The 21122-nt window shown below is 38.6% G+C and carries 11 protein-coding genes and 2 pseudogenes; 12 read left to right on the top strand and 1 reads right to left on the bottom strand.

Annotation, left to right across the window (positions count from 1 at the left end):
* The first annotated feature begins 138 nt into the window (after positions 1-138).
* Positions 139-273 (top strand): 50S ribosomal protein L34, encoded by a 135-nt coding sequence (gene rpmH, locus WKI42_RS04825; RefSeq protein WP_000831905.1) that lies wholly within the window; start codon positions 139-141, stop codon positions 271-273.
* Positions 274-411: 138 nt separating this feature from the next.
* Complete coding sequence (locus tag WKI42_RS04820) at positions 412-2376, top strand: peptide ABC transporter substrate-binding protein (protein WP_368081318.1); 1965 nt, start codon at positions 412-414, stop codon at positions 2374-2376.
* Between the two features lie 242 nt (positions 2377-2618).
* Here the strand turns inward: WKI42_RS04820 and WKI42_RS04815 are convergent, their stop codons facing one another.
* On the bottom strand, positions 2619-4463 hold the full coding sequence (locus WKI42_RS04815) for an APC family permease (protein WP_368081317.1): 1845 nt from the start codon (positions 4461-4463) through the stop codon (positions 2619-2621).
* Positions 4464-4856: 393 nt separating this feature from the next.
* On the opposite strand from WKI42_RS04815, the pseudogene WKI42_RS11075 reads away from it, so the two are divergent.
* From WKI42_RS11075 to WKI42_RS04765, 10 genes and pseudogenes are all read left to right on the top strand, one after another.
* Positions 4857-7706: pseudogene (locus WKI42_RS11075) on the top strand (YSIRK-type signal peptide-containing protein); the annotation flags it as partial.
* Between the two features lie 189 nt (positions 7707-7895).
* Positions 7896-13421: pseudogene (locus WKI42_RS04810) on the top strand (DUF1542 domain-containing protein); the annotation flags it as partial.
* 408 nt (positions 13422-13829) lie between these two features.
* A complete protein-coding gene (locus tag WKI42_RS04800; RefSeq protein WP_368081319.1) occupies positions 13830-14600 on the top strand; it encodes a TatD family hydrolase in 771 nt (256 codons plus the stop codon).
* Positions 14601-14613: 13 nt separating this feature from the next.
* Positions 14614-15966: a PIN-like domain-containing protein gene (locus WKI42_RS04795; protein WP_368081316.1), complete on the top strand. Its 1353-nt coding sequence runs from the start codon at positions 14614-14616 to the stop codon at positions 15964-15966.
* Complete coding sequence (gene rnmV, locus WKI42_RS04790) at positions 15945-16517, top strand: ribonuclease M5 (protein WP_440581616.1); 573 nt, start codon at positions 15945-15947, stop codon at positions 16515-16517. The genes WKI42_RS04795 and rnmV overlap by 22 nt, the downstream gene beginning before the upstream one ends.
* A gap of 71 nt (positions 16518-16588) precedes the next feature.
* On the top strand, positions 16589-17530 hold the full coding sequence (locus WKI42_RS04785) for an XRE family transcriptional regulator (protein WP_368081314.1): 942 nt from the start codon (positions 16589-16591) through the stop codon (positions 17528-17530).
* A 276-nt stretch (positions 17531-17806) separates the two neighbouring features.
* Positions 17807-18103 (top strand): lactococcin 972 family bacteriocin, encoded by a 297-nt coding sequence (locus WKI42_RS04780; RefSeq protein ID WP_261021324.1) that lies wholly within the window; start codon positions 17807-17809, stop codon positions 18101-18103.
* Between the two features lie 76 nt (positions 18104-18179).
* Entirely contained in the window at positions 18180-20210 is a 2031-nt protein-coding gene (locus tag WKI42_RS04775) for a bacteriocin-associated integral membrane family protein (protein WP_368081313.1), read from the top strand.
* Position 20211: 1 nt separating this feature from the next.
* A complete protein-coding gene (locus WKI42_RS04770) occupies positions 20212-20853 on the top strand; it encodes an ABC transporter ATP-binding protein (RefSeq protein WP_368081312.1) in 642 nt (213 codons plus the stop codon).
* On the top strand, positions 20846-21122 hold a 277-nt coding region (locus WKI42_RS04765), incomplete at its 3' end, for a hypothetical protein (RefSeq protein ID WP_368081311.1). The genes WKI42_RS04770 and WKI42_RS04765, both read left to right, overlap by 8 nt.

The raw sequence follows: 21122 nt of genomic DNA, 5'->3' as shown, positions 1-21122 counted from the left end.
CATTTGAAAAAGCAGTAAACATTTGCCTTGAGCTATTGACAAAAGTGAAAGAATCAGATAGAATAGTAAAGTATGTTTAGTAACTGATCACTTTATAGCCGGCTAAACGAATACAAAATCTATGAGGAGGTATTCATCGTGAAACGTACTTATCAACCAAGTAAACTTCGTCGTGCGCGCAAACACGGATTCCGTAACCGTATGTCAACTAAAAACGGTCGTCGCGTATTGGCAGCTCGTCGTCGTAAAGGACGCAAAGTTTTGGCTGCATAATCCAAACGAACCATAACAAAAATCAGTAGGAACTCGAGTCTACTGATTTTTATTTTTGTAAAAAAGTTCAAAAAGGCTTTATATTTTTGCTCAAATGGTGTATAATATTTCACATACTGTAAAAAATGGAGAATAATCATGAAGAAATCAAAAGTTATGCTTTTTGGAGCTATGGCTTTGACAGCAGGTCTAGCTCTAGCAGCATGTGGGTCTTCCCAATCAAGTAATGCAGACAAGACTTACTCTTATATCTTTGTCAACAACCCAGACACCTTGGATTACATTACCTCTACACGAGACTCTACATCTAGTATCACAACCAACTTGATTGATGGTTTGTTGGAAAACGACCAGTATGGCAATCTCATTCCATCTATGGCTGAGTCATGGACAGTGTCAAAAGATGGTTTGACTTATACTTATAAAATCCGTCAGGGAGCTAAATGGTACACTTCTGAAGGAGAAGAGTATGCGGATGTAACGGCTCATGACTTTGTGACAGGTCTTAAGTATGCGGCTGATAAAAAAGCTGAAAACTTGTACTTGGTACAGGACTCTATCAAGGGGCTAGCAGACTATGTTGAAGGGAAATCATCTGATTTTGGAACTGTTGGTGTGAAGGCAGTGGATGATTACACCCTCCAATACACACTCATTCAACCAGAGACTTATTGGAACTCTAAAACAACAGCAAGTATTCTTAGTCCTGTAAATGAAGCTTTCTTGAAGTCTAAGGGAGATGACTTTGGAAGTGTGACACCATCAAGTATCTTGTCAAATGGTCCTTACTTGTTTAAGTCCTTCACCTCAAAATCTTTGATTGAATTTGACAAAAATCCTAATTACTGGGATAAGGACAATGTTAAAATCGAGAAAGTGAAACTCTCTTTCTTTGACGGATCTGACCAAGACAGCATTGCAAGAGGATTCTTGGAAGGCAACTATACAGATGGTCGTATTTTCCCAACCAGCTCAGTCTTTGCTGAACTCAAGAAGGGAAATGAGGACAAGATTACCTATACACCACAAAACTCAGTTACCTTCTACTATCTTTTCAACGTCAATCGCCAAAGCTACAAGCAGACTATGAAACAGTCTGATAAGGAAAAGACAGATGCACGCGCAGCTATGCAGAATAAAGATTTCCGTCAGGCTATCAACTTTGCCTTTGACCGTCATGCTTATGCAGCGCAAACAAATGGTGAAGATGGAGCAGACCGTATCTTGCGTAACACGGTTACACCAAGTAACTTTGTCCAAGTTGGCGATAAGAACTTTGGTGATATTGTCAATGAAAAAATTATCAACTACGGTAAGGATTGGGCCAATATCAACCTAAACGATGGTAAGCAAGCCTTCTTGAACCCTGACAAGGCCAAAGAGAAATTTGCGAAGGCCAAAGAAAGCCTGCAAGCACAGGGAGTAACCTTCCCAATTCATTTGGATATGCCAGTTGACCAGACTGCTAAGCTAGATGTGCAACAGGCTGGATCTTTCAAGCAAACAGTGGAAGAAACTCTTGGTAAGGATAATGTAGTTATCGATGTTATCCAACTTTCTCCAGACGAAAAAGATCAGGCAACCTATTTCGCAGATACAGCAGAACAAAAAGACTATGACATCGACATCTCAGGATGGGGTGGAGACTACTCAGATCCTAAGACTTACCTAGCGATTCTAGATCCAGAGACAGGTTCTCAGTTGAAAAATATGGGCTTGTCTGAAGGAAAAGACAAGGAAGTGAAGGACAAGATTGGTCTTTCTGACTACAAGAAACTCTTGGATCAGGCCGACGCTGAAATCACTGATACTCAGGCTCGCTATGAAAAATATGCTGAAGCCCAAGCTTGGTTGACAGATAGTGCCCTCTTCCTACCAGTTCAAAGTGGTGGAGCTAACCCAATCTTCCGCAAGACTGTACCGTTTACAGGTCCGTTCTCATTCGTTGGACACAAAGGAGATGCAGACAACTATAAATATGTTGAATTGCAAAAAGAGCCAGTCACTGCTAAACAGTACCAAGAACTCTATGAAAAATGGTTAAAAGAAAAAGCTGAGTCAAATAAAAAAGCTCAGGAAGATTTAGTTAACCATATTCAATAGTATTCCTAGTCATGCTTTTCAGTTAATACTCTTCGAAAATCTCTTCAAACCACGTCAGCGTTGCCTTACCGTAGGTATAGTTACTGACTTCGTCAGTTTCATCTACAACCTCAAAGCAGTGCTTTGAGCAGCCTGTGGCTAGCTTCCTAGTTTGCTCTTTGATTTTCATTGAGTATAAGCATAGTGGCTGGATTCAGAAAAAGGCCTTACCAGAGCTTCTTGCTTCTGGTAGGGCCTTTTCTTTATTCTTTTAAGTGATAGGAGTAGCTAGCGACAACGACGTCCTGGTGCCAACGAAGGGCGTATTTGAGTTTGAGGCTCATTTGATTGTGCAGGATATTTTGCCAAGGTTTATTAGGGATAAACTGGGGTACAAGGACGGTGACTGTATAGTTCTTTTTCTGAGCATCCTCAGAGATTCGTTTGACATACTTGACAGTAGGGGTGATGATGTCACGGTAGCTGGTCTTGATGTTTTTCAGGGTAATGGTTGGGAAGTAATCGGCAAATTCTTGGAGAATTTCTTGGTCTTTCTCTGCTGTTTCCTTAGTAGAAATGTGCATGGCTAAGACTTCATCTCCGATACTTTGGGCGTAGTTAATAGCTCCAACGCTTACACGGGTGACATTTCCTACTAGAACGAGGACAAGATTGCCATCGTAGGTACGTTTTTCGATTCCTTCATAGAGACGCAGTTGTTGGGCCACTTTTTGGTAATGACTGTGAATGGCCAAGAAAAGTAGGGTGAGTACGAGAATAATCGGGAAGAAAGGCCAGATATCACTGAGACGGAAAAAGAGCAGGATCAGCACGATAGCGTAGCAAATGATGGCACCAAGGATATTGGCAAGGGCAGGTTTTAAGAAATTTGCTCCTTTTTCTTTTTTCCAATGGCGAATCATCCCAGTCTGAGAAAGGGCAAATGGAACGAAGACACCGATAGTATAGAGAGGAATCAAACGTTCGGTATTACCATTAAAAATGAGAAGAAGAATCATAGCCCCAAATGCCAGAGTTAAGATTCCGTTGGAGTAGCCTAGTCGGTCTCCTTTTTCCATAAAGAGATGAGGCATGTACTTGTTTTTAGCCATATTGTAGGCCAGCATAGGGAAGGCTGAAAAGCCGGTATTTGCAGCTACGGCTAAAATCAAGGCTGTGGAGAATTGGAAGATATAATAGCCAAGGTGACCTAAGAAAGAATCACCAAGGATTCCTTGAGCCATCTGTGAAAGAATAGTTTCTCCGTGTTGAGGCATAATCCCCATCCAGTAGTTTAGGAAGGTAATACCAGCAAAAAGAAATCCTAAAATCAGTGACATGATGGTCAAGGTTTGAGCGGCATTCTTTTCTTTTGGAGACTTGAAAAAGGGAACGGCATTTGAAATAGCTTCAACCCCTGTTAGAGAGGCAGAACCACTGGTAAAGGCTCTTAGAATGAGAACGATAGACAGGCTCGGGACGGCATGTCCAATAGGAGAAGTCGCCTGATAGCTGAGAGATCCTGTCATTAGTTGAAAGATTCCATAGAGCAAGAGAAAGACAGTACTGATGATAAAGAGATAGACGGGAATCATCAGTGAACTGGCAGATTCTTTTAAGCCCCGTAAATTCAAGAGCATGAGTAAGCAAACTAGAAAAATGGAGATGTGAAGGTTGTAAGGGTGGAGGGCAGGGAGGGCTGCTGTAATAGCATCAGCTCCAGATGATACCGATACCGCCACAGTCAGCATATAGTCAACCAGCAGACTGCCTCCAGCAATCAAGCCTAGCTCGGGAGATAGATTTTCTCGAGTAACCATATAGGCCCCTCCTCCTTGAGGATAGGCGTGGATGATTTGACGATAGGAAACGGTTAAACTAGCTAGGAGTAGGAGGACAAAAAGGCCGATAGGGAGGCTCCACCATATAGCAAGTGGAGAGAGACTAGCCAAGACGAGGACTACTTGCTCAGGTCCATAGGCAATGGAGGATAGAGCGTCGCTTGACAACATGGCTAGTGCCTGCATTTTTCCCAGCAGCCCTCCCTCGCCTTCTGTTAAGGATTTAAGAGGACGACCGATAAAGGTCTGTTTTAATTTTGTAAACATGGTCATTTCCTTTTCTGAAAATTTCAATAAGTGCTATTATACTGCTTTGGAGGGGCATCGTCAAGCAGGGATGATGGTTTTGTTCGGAATAAAGTGGAGGTGGGGAGGGTTCGAGATACCTCAAATGGATTATGTTATATTCTTAGATAAAAACCAATTAAAACTCATAAAACGGTATAAGCGATTATAAATAAAAAAATAGCAAATAGGGAAAATTTCTCCGCATTCTAATTAATGAAAAAAATTAGGCTAAAAGTGGACGGGGGGGGGATTTCATGCTATAATGTACGTAGATTCTTATCGCCTAAAACGAAAATATTATAATAAAATATCATTACTATTTATCGGATTTTTGAATAAGAAGAAATAAAAATAAAAAATGGAGATCAAAGAATGAAGTACAAGAGAACTCAGAAACGCTCTAAGCAGATGTGGCAGCGTGTGGAAAAATTTTCGATTAGAAAGTTTAGCTTTGGAGCAGCGTCGTGTTTGATTGGGGCATCTTTAGTTGGGGTAGCTATAAATCCGAACATTGTAGATGCGGCATTTAAACAATTAAATGGCGAAGACGGTATTGTATCGTTATATTCTAATTCTGGAGAGACTCCCGAAAGTGCAGATGGTATTGAAATCGGATCAAAAGTAAATGTAGACAAAGAAATTGGAATCGATGTAGACTGGTCAGAATACACTCGAGAAAATCCAATTGTTAAAGTAACTTATACTTATAATGGTGGAGCTGATGGGGAGCGTGTAGCTGGATTTGGAGGACACCGTCCGCGTTTCTGGTTCACAACACCGATAGGATTAAAAGAACCTAAAGAAATTACACTAAAGAAAAATGACGGGCGACCAGTTTATGTAATGGAAAGCTGGAATAGAAATAAAAAATTCGGTTCGTTATCAAATTCGATTAATTCACGTTTCCAAACAGAAGATGACATCAATAGAGCTTATACAACACCTGATTTCCACGGGAATGACACTAAGTGGGAATCATATAATGAAACAACAGGTGAACCTTACCGTGAATGGAGCGGAAGTTTTGCTGATAAGTTTTGGTATCATATCGGAGATAGAGTATCTGACAATGCATCTGAACAAGCTCTTTTTGAAAAATTCCGTACGGATACAAAAACAATTTATGTTGACTGGGAACGTGGAGGAATTGAAAGAGCTACGATAACAGCTGTATATGAAGTTGCTGATCCAACATTTGGTAATGACCGTCGTACTTTAGAATTCGGAGCAGGATTTAGGGTTGGAATCGCTCGAATGATGCAACATTACAAAACGGTATTAGCACCTGTTCCAAGTTTATATAAATTAAATGAAATTTTTGAACCAGATGTACCAAGTCGTATTGCAGTGACTAATCCGAAAAGTTTAACAACCGAAGAAAAGAATACGATAAAAGCAAAAATTTTAGAAGCAAATAAAGACAATGTAACAACAGTTCATAGAACAGCTAAAAACAAATTAGTTGAGAACTTGTTTAGTGATGAAGAAACAAGTATTGAAATTGGTGCAGATGGAAAAGCAACAATAAGATATGCGGATAACACAATTGATGAAATTCCAGGAACATCACTGGTTTATGAAAGACCACAGATTAATAACAATGAAACAACTCCAGCTACAGTTGGAGATTATAAGTATTTAAAAAATCCGTATGAAGTAGATGATATTAATAATCTTAAAGATACAGATGTTGAAAGTGCAAAATCAAAATTCTATGCAGTTAATAATATGACAATAGGCAAAGACGCATTTGATGAGGATGTTATTACAGCAGTAGGAGATCCTTCGAAGACGTCTGAAGATTTTAAAAATAAGAGATTAGAAATAGATAAGAGAACGGGGATAGGATCTATCTATAGAGGATCAACTCCTATAGGTGTTAATATTCCTAAAGAACATTTATTTAAACAAAAACCTCAAAAAACATTTAATATTGATGAGGCTAGACAAGATGCTGAAAAGGCAATTGATAATCTGACTTACTTATCACCAAAAGAAAAACAAAACTTCAAAACTGAATTAGCATCGAAAACTACACAAGATGACTTAAATGCTGTTGTGAATAATGCTATTGCAAAAAATTCAAGTAATGAAAAAGCTTTAGAAGCTAAAAAACGTGATACTAAGGAAGCAATCAATAACAATCCTTATTTAACAAATGCACAGAAGAAAGAGTTAACTGACAAAGTATCGGCAGTAGTAATGACAGACCCAACAGAAGGAACTGCTACCCCTATTGAACATACTAAAGGACTTATTGATAAGATTTTAGATGAAGCATTAGAAAAAACGAAAGAAAAAGCGAAAGCAATTATCGATGAAATCGATAAAAAAGATGGTAAAGCGGGATATTTAACTGATCCAACAGCTGATGCATATAAAGAAAGAATTAAGAATGCACCTTCACAAGCTGAAATCACTAAGATTATTGGAGAAGCTCAATCTCAAGTCTCTAAAAAAGCGCATGATGCTGAAAAAGCTAAAACTGATGCTTTAAAAGATGAGTATAAGAAGAAAATCGATCAAGTTCCTGGTCTAACAGATGCTCAAAGAGATGAGTATAAGAAACAAATTGATGCAGCAACAACAAGAGATCAATTGGAAGATATTGTGAAGGATGCGGAAGTAAAAGCGTATCGTGATACAGCAAAAGCAAAAATCGATGCACTTGAACATTTAAATGCTGCTCAAAAAGCAGAATTGAAAACACAAGTTGATGCTGCAGGAAACAAAGCTGAAGTAGATAATATTGTGTCAATTGCTCAAGGTTTAGATTCTAAGATGGATTCTCTACAAAAATTAGTAGAAAAAGCTAAAGAAGTTAAAGGGTCTGAAAAATATAATACAGCTGCTCAAGATAAGAAAGATGCTTTTGACACAGCAAATGCTGCTGCTTCAAAAGTAGCTGACAAAACAACAGCTGAACCAGAAAATGCGGCGGGCACATCAGAAGTAGCTACTCTAATTGATAATCTAGCAAAAGCAATTAAAGATTTAACAGGACAAGATGTTGCAGTGCCTGTATCGAAAGATGCTTTGAAAGCAGAAATTGACTTGAACACAGATGATGCTGTTAAAAAATCACCAGCTTATGCTAAAGAAACAAGTGCAGATAAGAAAAAAGCTTACGATGATGCTTTAGCAAAAGCTAAAGAAGTGTACGATAAGCAAGATGCTACTCAACCGCAAGTGGATGAAGCTCTAGCTACGCTAAAACAAGCGCGTTTAGCATTATCAGGTAAAGCGGAAGACTTCACTTTAGGAGTGAAAGATGGAGCAGCAAAAATCTCTGTAGAACCTAAAGCAGATGCGGAATTAGCTGAAGCTGATAAAGATGCAGTAAAAGCTAAAGTAACAGCAAACGGTAATGCTTTAGATGATACTTATACTGTAGAGTATGGAGCTATTGCAGAAAAAGGCGATAAGAAAGTAGTACCAGTAACAGTCACTCATGATGGTATTACAAGAACAGTAGAAGTCCCAGTAGAAGGAACTGATGCTGCGAAATCTCCACTAAATGATCCAGAAAAAGTAAAAGTTAATGATGTATCTAATTTATCAGAAGATGAAAAAGCAGCCGTTAAAGCAGCAGTTAAGAAAGCAAACACAAACTTAACTGATAATCAAATTTCAGTAGACAGTACAGGAAAAGTAACAGTAACTTATTCTGATAAATCACAAAATGAACTTCCAGCATCTAAGACTGTAGAAGCGAAAACTGAAACAGAAAAAGCATTAGACAAAGCTAAAGAGAAAGCAAAAGCGGACTTAACAGAAGCGGCTAACAAAGAAAAAGCAGAAATTGAAGCAGATAAAAACTTAACAGATCAACAAAAAGCAGACAAGAAAGCAGAAGTAGATAAAGTTAAGAAAGAACAAGAAGCAAATATCGATAAAGCACAAACAACTGACGAAGTAGCAAAAGCAACAGAAGCAGGTAAGAAAGCAATCGATGAAGTGCACCAAACAGATGCGGATAAATCAACTCCAACAGTTACAGCAGGAGAAGTACCAGTAAGTGTCGATCCGGCTACAGATAAAAAGGTAGCGGAAGCAGATAAAAAAGCAATTACAGAAGCTGTAGTAGTACCAGAAGGACAACCACAACCGACAGACAAACAAGTTAAAAATGACGGGGAAATTGTGGAAGGAACAGGAGCAAATGCAGGTAAGAAAGTAGTTGTAGTAGAAGTTACTTATGGTGACGGATCAAAAGATGAAATCGAAGTACCTGTAAGAAAAGCAACTGATAAGGAAAAAGCAAAAGCTGATCTAACAAAAGCTGCAGATGCTGAAAAAGCTGAAATTGATGAAGACAATGCATTATCTAAAAAAGAAAAGGAAGCATTGAAGAAACAAGTTGATGACCTTAAAGCAAAACACGAAGAAAACATCAATAATGCAACTTCACCAGAAGCTATAGCATCGGCAACAGAAAAAGGTAGACAAGAAATTGCTGCTGTTCATACTCCACAAGATATTACAGAAACAGCTAAGAGAAAGTTAACTCCACCAAAAGAAAAGGTTAAGGTTACAGATATCAATCATTTAACAGATGAAGAGAAAGAAGCTGTTAAAAAAGCGATTGTGGCGACTAACCCTCAACTAGAAGAATCTGAAGTTTATGTGGATGATCAAGGAAATGTAGCTTCTCCTAAAGGATACTTGGAAGCAGAAAAAGTTGTTACTCAAGCTTTGAATAAACCAGCGACACCAGTCGTAGTAGCTGATCCAAATCATTTAACAGATGAAGAAAAAGAAGCAGTTAAGAAAGCTGTGGCTGACGCAAATCCTGGTCTAAACAAAGATGATATTACAGTCGATGACAAAGGTAATGTAACAACTAAGAATGGTGATAAATTACTAGCAAAAGATGTAGTAACTCCAGCCCTGAAGAAACCAACAACACCAGTTGTAGTTGGAAATCCTAATGCTTTAACAGATAAAGAAAAAGAAGACATTAAGGATGCTGTCGCAGCTGCAAATCCAGGCTTAAACAAAGATGATGTAACAGTAAATCCTGATGGCAGTGTAACAACTCCAAAAGGAAATCTACCAAAAGAAGATGTTGTCACAACAGTCTTAAATAAACCAAATAAACTTGTTGAAGTAGAAAATCCAAATAGCCTAACAGTTAAAGAAAAAGAAGCGGTTAAGAAAGCTGTTGTAGAGGCAAATCCAGGTTTAACTGAGGATAAAGTCAAAGTCGATGATCAAGGAAATGTGACAACACCACAAGGCAACTTACCGGCAAAAGATGTTGTAACTTCTACCTTGAATAAACCAACAACCCCAGTTGAAGTTGTCAACCCATCTAAACTGACAGAACCAGAGAAAGCTAAGATTGTAGAAGAGATTATTAAAAATAATCCAGGTTTAACAGATAAAGATATTAAGGTTGATGATCAAGGCAATGTTGAAACACCAAAAGGTAATTTACCAGCAGAGGATGTAGTGACACCAGCCTTGAAAAAACCGACAAATCTTGTCCCTGTTAAAGATGTCCATAACTTAACAGAAGCAGAAAAAGACGCTGTTAAGGATGCTATCGTAGCTGCGAATCCAGGCTTAAACAAGGGCGATGTCAAGGTTGATAGTCAAGGCAATGTTGAAACGCCAAGAGGTAATTTACTAGCAGGAGAAGTTGTAACACCAGCCTTGAAGAAACCTGTCACACCTGTAGAAGTTAAAGATCCTAAAAACTTAACAGAAGCAGAAAAAGACGCTGTTAAGGATGCTGTTGTAGCTGCAAATTCAGGCTTAAACAAGGATGATGTTAAGGTTGATGGTCAAGGTAATGTTGAAACACCAAAAGGTAATTTACCAGCAAAAGATGTAGTCACTCCAGCCTTGAAGAAACCTGTCACACCTGTAGGAGTTAAAGATTCGAATAACTTAACAGACAAAGAAAAAGAAGATGTTAAGAAAGCTATTGTTGAAGCAAATCCAGGCTTAAACAAGGACGATGTCAAGGTTGATGATCAAGGAAATGTTGAGACTCCAAACGGAAATCTACCAAAAGAAGATGTAGTAGTACAAACTGCTAAAGGGCAATCAACAAGTATCTTTAAACCAGAGTTAGACTTACAAACTGCTTTAGTATCCGGAAAAGTAACTGTAGAAAAAGGTAAAGACTTAACTGACGAAGACATCCTAAAACAATTAGCACTAGCTGATGGACTAACAGCGAAAATCACTTTTAAACCAACTACAACAGAAGCGGGAACTAAAGAAGCAGAGGTGGAAGTAACCCTAGCGGATGGTAGCAAAGTAACTGTAAAAGTACCGGTTGAAGTAGTTGATTCTTTAGGCACAGCTGATAAAGATAATGATCTTGCTAAGGCGAAAGAAGATGCTAAAAAACAAGTAGAAGAAGCTGCTAAGAAAAAACTTGACGAAATCAAGAACAATAAGGACTTAACTGAAGAGCAAAAACAAAAAGCTGAAGAAGCAATCAATAAAGCTAAAGATGAAGCTAACAAAGCTATTGACGAAGCATCATCAGCAGGAACAGCTAAGCAAATTGCAGATCAAGCAAAAGAAAATATTGAAAAATATGATCCAAAAGCTGATACAGAAGTTAAGAAACCAGATGTAACAAACCTTGATGAAGAAAAAGCGAAAGCAAAAGCTGAAATACTAGAAGAAGCTCAAAAACGCATTAACGAAATCAAGAACAATAAAGATTTATCAGACGAAGCGAAACAAAAAGCTATCGAAGAAATCAATAAGGTCAAAGATAAAGCGATTGAAGACATCAACAAAGGTCAATCTAAAGATGAAATCAATGCGGCGAAAGAAGCTGGTATTCATAAGATAAATGAAGTTCAACCAGATGGCTCTATTGCATCTAAATTCGAGCCGAAAGTTCCTGAAAACAAAGTGGAAGTAGAAAATCCAGAAAAACTTTCAGATGAAGAAAGAGAACAAGTTCGTCAAAACATCGAAGGAGCTAACACATTCCCAGATGGAACAACAGTAGAAGTAAAACCAGATGGAACAGCTGTTATCACATATAAAGATGGTTCAAGCGATACGATTTCTAAAGATAAATTAGTAGCGCCAGCTAACAAAGAGACAGAAACAATCGCGTCAAGAACCGAGCCGGTTATCCCAGGAAAAACACAAGTAGGAAATACTACGAAATTAACACCTGAAGAACAAGCTACGGTTAAAAAAGCGGTTGAGGAAGCGAACAACTTCCCAGCAGGAACTACGGTAGAAGTAAGACCTGATGGAACAGTAGTCATCACCTATCCAGATAAATCTGTAGATACAATTCCAGGGGATAAACTTGTTGAAAAAGGAAGTAAACAAGAAACTCCAAAAGTTCAGACAGATGCAGAGAAGAACCCAGCGCAAGTTCCAGGAAACTTTGTACCTGTTGAAAATACTCACAACTTGACACAGGCGGAGCAAGATACTGTAGCAGCTAAGGTTAAAGAAGCAAATCCAGCGGCGACAGATGTTAAGGTATCTAAAGACGGAACAGCGACATTGACATACTCAGATGGTTCAGTAAACACAATTCCAGGAACCAGTCTAGTAGTAGCCAAAGATACTGACAATGAAGCTTCAACACAAGCCGCGCAAAATCCAGCTGTGGTGCCAGCAACTACAGAAGTTGGAAATGCTCATGGCTTAACACCTGAGGAACAAGCTGCAGTAACAGCTAAAGTACAAGCAGCCAACCCAGCGGCGACAGATGTTAAGGTATCTAAAGACGGAACAGCGACATTGACATACTCAGATGGTTCAGTAAACACAATTCCAGGAACCAGTCTAGTAGTTCAAAAAGAGGAAACTTCAACACAAGAGCAACCAACAATCGCAGAGAAGACTAAAGTAATCATTCCAGCTAACCCTACAAAAGTAGCAGAAGCTACAAGATTAACAGATGCAGAAAAAGAAGCTGTTAAAAAAGCTGTAGTAGATGCAAATGGATTCGGAAGCGATGTTAAAGTTGAAGTAGCTGGAGATGGCACAGCAACAATCGTCTTTAAAGATGGTTCAGCTATTACAATTCCAGGAAATCAATTGGTAGCACAAGATCCAAAAGCACAAGATAGCACTAAACCGACTGCTGAAAAATCAACTGTTAAAGCGCCTGCTCAAAGAGTAGATGTAAAAGATATAACTCATTTAACAGATGAAGAAAAAGAAAAAGTTAAGGTTGCTATTTTACAAGCAAATGGTTCAGCATTAGATGGAGCGACAATCAATGTAGCCGGAGATGGTACAGCAACAATCACATTCCCAGATGGTTCAGTAGTGACGATTCTAGGGAAAGATACAGTTCAACAATCTGCGAAAGGTGAATCTGTAACTCAAGAAGCTACACCAGAGTATAAGCCAGAAACTACACCAGGTGGAGATAATGGAGGCAATACTGGAAGCTCAGATGCTAATGCGAATGCAGGCGGTGGTAGCCAGGCAGGCGGACAAGCTAATACAGGTTCACAAAACCCAGCTCAATCACAAGCTTCTAAGCAATTAGCTACTGAAAAAGAATCAGCTAAAAATGCCATTGAAAAAGCTGCCAAGGACAAGCAGGATGAAATCAAAGGCGCACCGCTTTCTGATAAAGAAAAAGCAGAACTTTTAGCAAGAGTGGAAGCAGAAAAACAAGCAGCTCTCAAAGAAATTGAAAATGCGGAAACTGTGGAAGATGTGAAGGAAGCAGAAACGATTGGAGTGCAAGCCATTGCCATGGTTACAGTTCCTAAGAGACCAGTGGCTCCTAATGCTGCTCCTCAGGCAACAAGTGCACCGCAAGCAACTGCAGGAACAATGCAAGATGTTACCTACCAGTCACCTGCTAGAAAACAATTACCTAACACAGGTTCAGCATCAAGTGCAGCACTTGCTAGTCTTGGTCTAGTGGCGGCAACCAGTGGTTTTGCTTTGCTAGGAAGAAAGGCTAGACGTAGAAAATAGGACAGCTAGAAAATTCTATTCTCTACTTAAAGTTAGATTATAAGGGGGATTTTGAGAAGTCATCAATCCTAGTGATGGGTGAGAAAAGTGAGAACCCAAGATAATCACGTATTTTATACTCAATGAAAATCAAAGAGCAAACTAGGAAACTAGCCGTAGGCTGTACTTGAGTACGGCAAGGCGACGTTGACACGGTTTGAAGAGATTTTCGAAGAGTATTAGATGAATAGGGATATTCTATCAATATAGTCAATCTATTTCGTCTCTAACTGTGGGACAGGAGATGGGCAATATCGAGTAGAAAAGATAGCAGAATAGCTCTCTATGGAAGAGAGGAGGGAAACCGAAAAATTGGGTGTCCCTCCTCTTTTTTGGTATAATAGAAGATAGAAAATGAGGTTAGAAGAGATGATTTTTGATACACATACACACTTGAATGTAGAAGAATTTGCAGGTCGTGAGGCAGAAGAAATTGCCTTGGCTGCTGAGATGGGTGTGACGCAGATGAATATTGTTGGTTTTGATAAACCGACGATTGAGCGTGCTTTGGAGTTGGTGGATGAGTATGACCAACTCTACGCAACTATTGGTTGGCATCCTACAGAAGCTGGTACTTATACAGATGAGGTCGAAACTTACTTGCTTGACAAGCTCAAGCATTCCAAGGTAGTTGCCTTGGGTGAGATTGGCTTGGACTACCATTGGATGACAGCGCCCAAAGAGGTGCAGGAGCAGGTTTTTCGTCGTCAGATTCAGCTGTCTAAGGACTTGGATTTGCCTTTTGTTGTCCATACCCGTGATGCGCTGGAAGATACCTATGAGATTATCAAGAGCGAGGGAGTTGGTCCTCGTGGTGGTATCATGCATTCTTTCTCAGGAACTCTTGAATGGGCAGAGAAGTTTGTCGAGCTTGGTATGACTATTTCCTTCTCAGGAGTGGTGACTTTCAAGAAGGCAACTGACATACAAGAAGCGGCTAGAGAACTTCCTTTGGACAAGATTTTGGTAGAGACGGATGCTCCCTACTTAGCTCCTGTTCCTAAACGTGGTCGTGAAAACAAAACAGCCTACACGCGCTATGTGGTCGACTTTATAGCGGATTTGCGTGGCATGACGACAGAAGAGTTAGCAATGGCAACGATTGCAAATGCAGAGCGCATTTTTGGAATTAAGTATTAAAGGAGAAAATATAATGGTTAATTTTATTAAAGAATATAATAAAGATTTTACAAATGAGATGATTAAAGAATCAATTTTTGTAATTGATAATAATTGCTTACTATTCCCTCTGAAAGATTATGTTTTGGGCGATAAAATAGTAGATTCGTTCAATATAATAAAAAATGATGTTTATATTCCATATGTAACACAAATTGAATATTTAGAAAATGAATCAAACACCATAAATAAGCGGAAGGAACAAGTAAAAAAAGCAAAAAAAATAATTTCGGACATTGAAGAGTCAAATCAACTATTAGATTTTAGAATAAAAAATACCATAAATAATAATCTTTTTAATGAAATTGGAAAATATAAAAAAGATGATGCTATGAGATCTATGTACAAACAAATTTCAAGTTTTGAAAAAAAGTATATAGATAAAATTAAAAATTATGAAGAAAAGTTGAAGTTGATAAATGATGAATTGGTAGAGGAGAAAAATAAGCTATTAAAAAAAGTTGATTGGAAATTATCAACTACTAGTGTCGATGAAATAAAGAGAGTAATTGAGAAATTCCTAGATGAGGTAAAGCTAGGATTAGACTACACTGATGATATCTTGAGTAGATATACTGAAGCAATAAATGAGCGTTATAAGTCAAACATTTCTCCGGGATATGAAGATATTGATGGAAAATCTAACCGAACAATTTTTTTAGGAGGTAAATCAGTACCTAGACATTATTCAGATGCAATTTTTTGGTTAGATACGTTAGATTATATTACATGTAACCCAAATGTAACTAAAGATAAGAAATATTTGATTATTATTTCGAATGAAGGAAAACAAGACTGGGTTGTGGGAGGTAATAAAACAAAAATCAATATTGATATGTATTCCGAATGCTATAGAAAAACAGGTTTGATTGTTAAAAAAATAGATATTTGGACACTCTTAGAAGTAACGGGAGTAGCGGATGTCAACTCAATTGAAATTTCCCGTAAAAATTATGAAACTGGAAAATATGATTTTAGATTATACGGACAGGATTATATTGGTATAGAACAACAATCTAAAATGATGGAAATTATATTTGAAAAAATTATTTCAAAAATTGATGGATCGACTTTAAACATTCCGTGTGTCTTGTCGTTTGAAGATTCGCTGGAAGGTGTTAACACTACATTTGATAAATATCTAATGGTTAGAGATAGCCTAGGAAATGAATTTTTGGTAGGAACTTCTTTGAATTTTTCTCAAAAGCTTAGATATATTTTTGATTTATTGGATTCTAGAGTTGAGGGTAGTGCTCCGCAATTAAAATTTATGGATAGTAGTGTTCAAAGTGAGTGGGAAAAGATATGTCGACGAAGAAAAAAATGAAAATTTCCCAAGTCATCGTGGTTGAAGGTCGCGATGATACGGCCAATCTCAAGCGTTATTTTGATGTGGAAACCTATGAGACCAGAGGTTCTGCTATCAATGACCAGGATCTAGAGCGGATTCAACGCCTGCACCAACGCCATGGAGTCATTGTCTTTACAGACCCAGATTTTAATGGGGAGCGGATTCGTCGCATGATTATGACGGCCATTCCAACGATTCAGCATGCCTTCCTCAAACGAGATGAAGCTGTTCCCAAGTCCAAGACAAAGGGACGTTCTCTGGGAATTGAGCATGCCAGCTATGAAGATTTGAAAACGGCTCTAGCTCAGGTGACAGAACAATTTGAACATGAGAGTCAGTTTGACATCAGTCGTAGCGACTTGATTCGCCTTGGTTTTTTAGCAGGGGCAGACAGCCGTAAGCGACGAGAATATCTAGGAGAGGCTCTCCGAATCGGCTATTCCAACGGCAAGCAACTCCTCAAGCGCTTAGAGTTGTTTGGGATCACCTTGGCGGAAGTGGAAGAAGCTATGAAATCTTATGAGTAGGAAAGATGTAGTCGTTACAATTTTTTAAGTTTCACAGTATTTTTCGAAGCAGGTAGAAGAGGAGGCGTCTGATGTTAATTGGTCAAAAAATTAAAGAGATTCGGATAGAAAAAGGAATTAGTCGCCCAGATTTTTGTGGAGATGAGCAAGAACTGACAGTTCGTCAACTGTCGCGAATTGAAAGTGGAGCTTCGCAACCGAGTTTGCCCAAGTTAGACTATATTGCTCGCCGGCTAGGAGTTCCAGCTTATAGCCTTATGCCGGATTTTTCAGCTCTTCCTCCTGCTTATTTAGAATTGAAATACCAGATTTTACGTGAACCAATCTATGGTAAAGAAGAGGAATACGATAAGAAAGAAGCGTGTTTGGAAGAGATTTATAAAACATACTTTGATAATCTTCCTAAAGAAGAACAATTATCATGTGAAGTATTGCAGGCGTGTTTAGATACTTCTAGAACTAGAAGGCCTGAATATGCAGAGTTAATACTTGAGGAACATATGCCTCAGATTATAGAAAAAGAAGTTTATTCAATAAATGATATGTTGTTGATTCGTTTGTTTTTTTATCAAATACTCATTAGAAAAGATCTTGCCAAATTTGTGAATCAAATCGAAAAGCTAATGTTCTTCCTTTTAGAACAGAAGAAGGTAACTCAATTAGAAAACTTCTTTATAATTAGAGATACTCTTATTTCAGGAATGTGTTGTCTTGAAAAGGTAGGAGTAACTGATTGTTTTAATGATTATCTATCGTGTTTACAAGAAATTATGGATAAAACTCAAGATTATCAAAAGAAACCTCTTGTATTTATGTTTTTGTGGAAGCAAGCATTAAGAGAAGAAAGAGATTTTAGTTTAGCTGAATCATTTTATCAGTCTTCTAAAACATTTGCGAAGCTAATTGGAGATGAATTTCTAGTAAAGAAATTGACAGAGGAATGGCAAGAGGATGTAAAAAATATTTATAAACATAGTGAAGCAGTGACAAAAATGTCCTTATTCTGGTCTTGAAACAGTTCTAAAGTTCGTCTTTAGGACTGTTTTTTTATATATAAGCTAAAAATAATATAAAATAGTTAGATTTTAAGGACATTGATGACCTTGATAGTGTGATAAAGATGGAGTATAATGACTATAAAAGTTCATTTCAGGGCGCTGTTTTGACAATTTAGAGAAAAACAAATAATTTTAGAATATCATTTAGTAATATAATAGTATCAACGTTGATAATGGAAAGAGGAGCAAATAACTCAACAATCTTGTAATCAAAAATAGAGGAGTATCAATATGAAACAAACAGTTAAAAAATTAGCTCTTGTAGCGAGCATTGCAGCAACATTAGGTGGAAGTGTAGCAGTAGTATCGGCCGCGGTTAAGTATCCAGATGGTGGTGTCTGGACGTATGGTTCAGGTGACGGAGGTGCTTACTCAAACTACTATCACTCTTCAGAATATCATAGCTCAACAGTTGTTAGTAGAAAAACTGGTTCATCTGATAAGGGATATGCTGATGCTGGAGGGACTTCTCGTGCATGGATTCGTACTTCTTGGGGAGAGAAAGTTGCATTCTACTATAATGTTTAGAATGGTATAGCCCTATTGTTTAGATTTACTTGGTCACCTTCTCACTAAGTGACCAAGTAACTTTTTGGAGGAAATGATGAAACGTTTATTTATTTTGATTTCAATGGTATTGGTATCGCTTTATATGGTGATAACTTCCGTTGACCATCGAGAAGAGATTTTATTTGGTAACTATCCCTCTGTTGACGTGATGGGTACTGAGCTAAACCAGCTAGTAGCTGGTCGCGAAGAGGTGACAGAGGCTTTGAGTCACTTGGCGGTAGAGCACAATAGTCTCATCGCCCGTCGAATCGTTGAGCCAAATGAAGCTGGAGAAACACGCTTTACCTATGCTACTTATGGACAGGGAGAACTTCCAGAAGGTTTGACCATTTCCTCCGAGGAGAGTGCAGAAACGAGTGATTTATTAGGTTCTTACTTGATTGTGTCAGGAAGTTTGGATGGAGTGAGCTTACAGACCACCTTGAAAGAACTTGGCTATCAAGGATTTGTTTCGAATGGAGAAGATCCATTTTCGATAGTCTTACTATTGACTGTCACCCCTATGGTGCTACTGAGTTTAGCTATTTTTCTGCTGACCTTTATGAGTTTGACTCTGATTTATCGGATAAAATCCCTCCGTCAAGCAGGGATTCGTTTAATAGCTGGTGAGAGCTTGTTTGGGGTTGCTCTCAGACCAGTATTAGAAGATATGAGACAGCTTATCTTCTCGGTGCTGGTATCCAGTTTTTTGGGATTGGGGATTCTCTGGTATCAAGGTGCCTTGTTTATGGCAACGGTGCAACTGGTCATCATTGGTCTTTTGCTTTATGGATTGGTCTTGGTAGGGATTTCTACCTTATTAAGTGTCGTGTATCTACTTGGTTTACAGGAAAATAGTCTGGTGGATCTATTGAAAGGGAAACTCCCTCTCAAACGTATGATGACATTGATGATGGTGGGGCAACTCTTAGCCGTACTGGTGGTCGGATCGAGTGCGACTGCTCTCCTACCCCACTACCGTGAAATGCAGGAGATGGAGAAGGCAAGTGATAAATGGAGCCAGTCCTCAGACCGTTACCGTCTATCCTTTGGTTGGTCTAGTGCATTTGCCGATGAAGAAGGAATGCGTAAGGATAATCGCGAGTGGCAGACATTTACTGAAGAACGGTTAGCCAATACAGACTCTTTTTATATTATGAGCAATGTTGACAATTTCTCAGATGGAGCAGAAGTGGACCTAGATGGCAATCGTCTCAGTGACTACACCCCGTCAGGGAATGTTATCTATGTCTCACCGCGCTATCTGATAGAAGAAAAGATTACCGTTTCTTCAGAGTTTATGGATAAGATGCAAAACTTGTCTGAGGGAGAGTTTGGGCTGATCTTGCCTGAGAGCTTGCGAGAGCAGTCTTCCTACTATCAAGGATTATTTACAGATTACCTGCAAAATTTTTCATCTGAAAGTGTAGAGGTGACGAGTCAGAAACACTACCTCCCACAGGTAAGGCTAGCTTTTACAGAAACAGGACAGGAACGTTTCCTCTATAACGATGGGTACAAGACGACACGCCAGTATCTAAAAGATCCGATTATTGTAGTTTTAACGCCGCAAGCGACTGGAACAAGACCTGTTGCAGGGATGTTGTGGGGAACTACGGCTAATAGTGCCTTGAAACTAGATCGATATGGAGACAGCATCACAACTCTAAAAGAGCAAGGTCTGTATCACAAGGTCTCTTATTTGGTAAAAAGTCAGCTATTTTTTGCCAAGGTACTAAATGACAAACGGGTGGAGTTTTACTCTCTCCTTATTGGGACGATTTTGACCCTGTCTACGGCTATTTTATTATTTGATTCCATGAATCTTCTCTATTTTGAGCAGTTCAGACGGGAGATCATGATTAAACGTCTTGCTGGTATGACAATCTATGAGCTTCATGGCAAGTACTTACTGGCGCAAGGAGGAGTTCTCTTGCTTGGTCTAGTCCTATCTAGTGTTTTGACAAGAGATGGTTTGATTAGCGCTCTAGTTGTAGCTTTGTTTACGCTTAACGCCCTCTTGATTTTAGTAAGGCAGGATAAAAAAGAAGAAGCCGGTAGCATGGCAGTATTGAAAGGAAAATAAGATGATTGATATTCAAGGATTGGAAAAGAAATTTAATGACCGAGCGATTTTCTCTGGTTTGAATCTCAAGCTGGAGAAGGGCAAGGTCTATGCCTTAATCGGTAAGAGTGGGAGTGGAAAGACGACTCTGCTGAATATCTTAGGAAAGCTAGAAAAGATAGATGGTGGAAGGGTTCTCTATCAGGGGAAAGATTTAAAAACCATACCCACTCGTGAGTATTTTCGAGACCAGATGGGCTATCTCTTTCAAAATTTCGGCCTTTTAGAAAACCAATCAATCAAAGAGAATTTGGATTTGGGTTTTGTTGGTCAGAAAATCTCAAAAGTAGAACGTTTGGAAAGGCAAGTGGAAGCTTTAGAAAAGGTTAATTTAGGGTATTTGGATTTAGATCAAAAAATTTATACTTTATCTGGGGGAGAGGCCCAACGAGTTGCCCTTGCGAAGACTATTTTGAAAAATCCACCCTTGATTTTGGCAGATGAACCAACAGCAGCTCTTGATCCTGAAAATTCAGAGGAGGTTATGAATCTCTTGGTGGATTTGAAAGATGAAAATCGAATTATCATCATTGCAACCCATAATCCCCTAGTCTGGAATAAGGCAGATGAAATTATTGATATGAGGGAGCTTGCTCATGTGTGAAAAAATCCGTATTCGCAGGGTATCTGATTATCCTAGTGCCAGAGGTGGTTTAGAAGATATTATCATCATGGAAAATATGACCAATCATCTCCTTTTGGTTCAAATCCGAGTGAATGGCTATTTGCTTGATTTTGCTAGCATTGAAGGTCAAAGGCAAAAGCATTATCGTTTGAAAAATTTACCTCAAATGGTTGAATTGACAGTGGACGATGTGGAGGAGGATGTAGATTTGACCCTACCTGAAAATCGAAGTTATCAAGAAGCTGATT

The organism is Streptococcus pseudopneumoniae, from assembly GCF_038148935.1.
Lineage (GTDB): Bacteria > Bacillota > Bacilli > Lactobacillales > Streptococcaceae > Streptococcus > Streptococcus pseudopneumoniae_U.
This window is presented reverse-complemented; position numbering and strand designations above follow the sequence as displayed.

Coding starts and splice junctions, on each gene's coding strand:
- WKI42_RS04775 (WP_368081313.1), top strand. CDS start 18,180: ATGAAACGTTTATTTATTTTGATTTCAATGGTATTGGTATCGCTTTAT.
- WKI42_RS04785 (WP_368081314.1), top strand. CDS start 16,589: ATGTTAATTGGTCAAAAAATTAAAGAGATTCGGATAGAAAAAGGAATT.
- WKI42_RS04815 (WP_368081317.1), bottom strand. CDS start 4,463: ATGTTTACAAAATTAAAACAGACCTTTATCGGTCGTCCTCTTAAATCC.
- WKI42_RS04800 (WP_368081319.1), top strand. CDS start 13,830: ATGATTTTTGATACACATACACACTTGAATGTAGAAGAATTTGCAGGT.
- WKI42_RS04795 (WP_368081316.1), top strand. CDS start 14,614: ATGGTTAATTTTATTAAAGAATATAATAAAGATTTTACAAATGAGATG.
- rnmV (WP_440581616.1), top strand. CDS start 15,945: ATGTCGACGAAGAAAAAAATGAAAATTTCCCAAGTCATCGTGGTTGAA.
- WKI42_RS04770 (WP_368081312.1), top strand. CDS start 20,212: ATGATTGATATTCAAGGATTGGAAAAGAAATTTAATGACCGAGCGATT.
- WKI42_RS04780 (WP_261021324.1), top strand. CDS start 17,807: ATGAAACAAACAGTTAAAAAATTAGCTCTTGTAGCGAGCATTGCAGCA.
- WKI42_RS04820 (WP_368081318.1), top strand. CDS start 412: ATGAAGAAATCAAAAGTTATGCTTTTTGGAGCTATGGCTTTGACAGCA.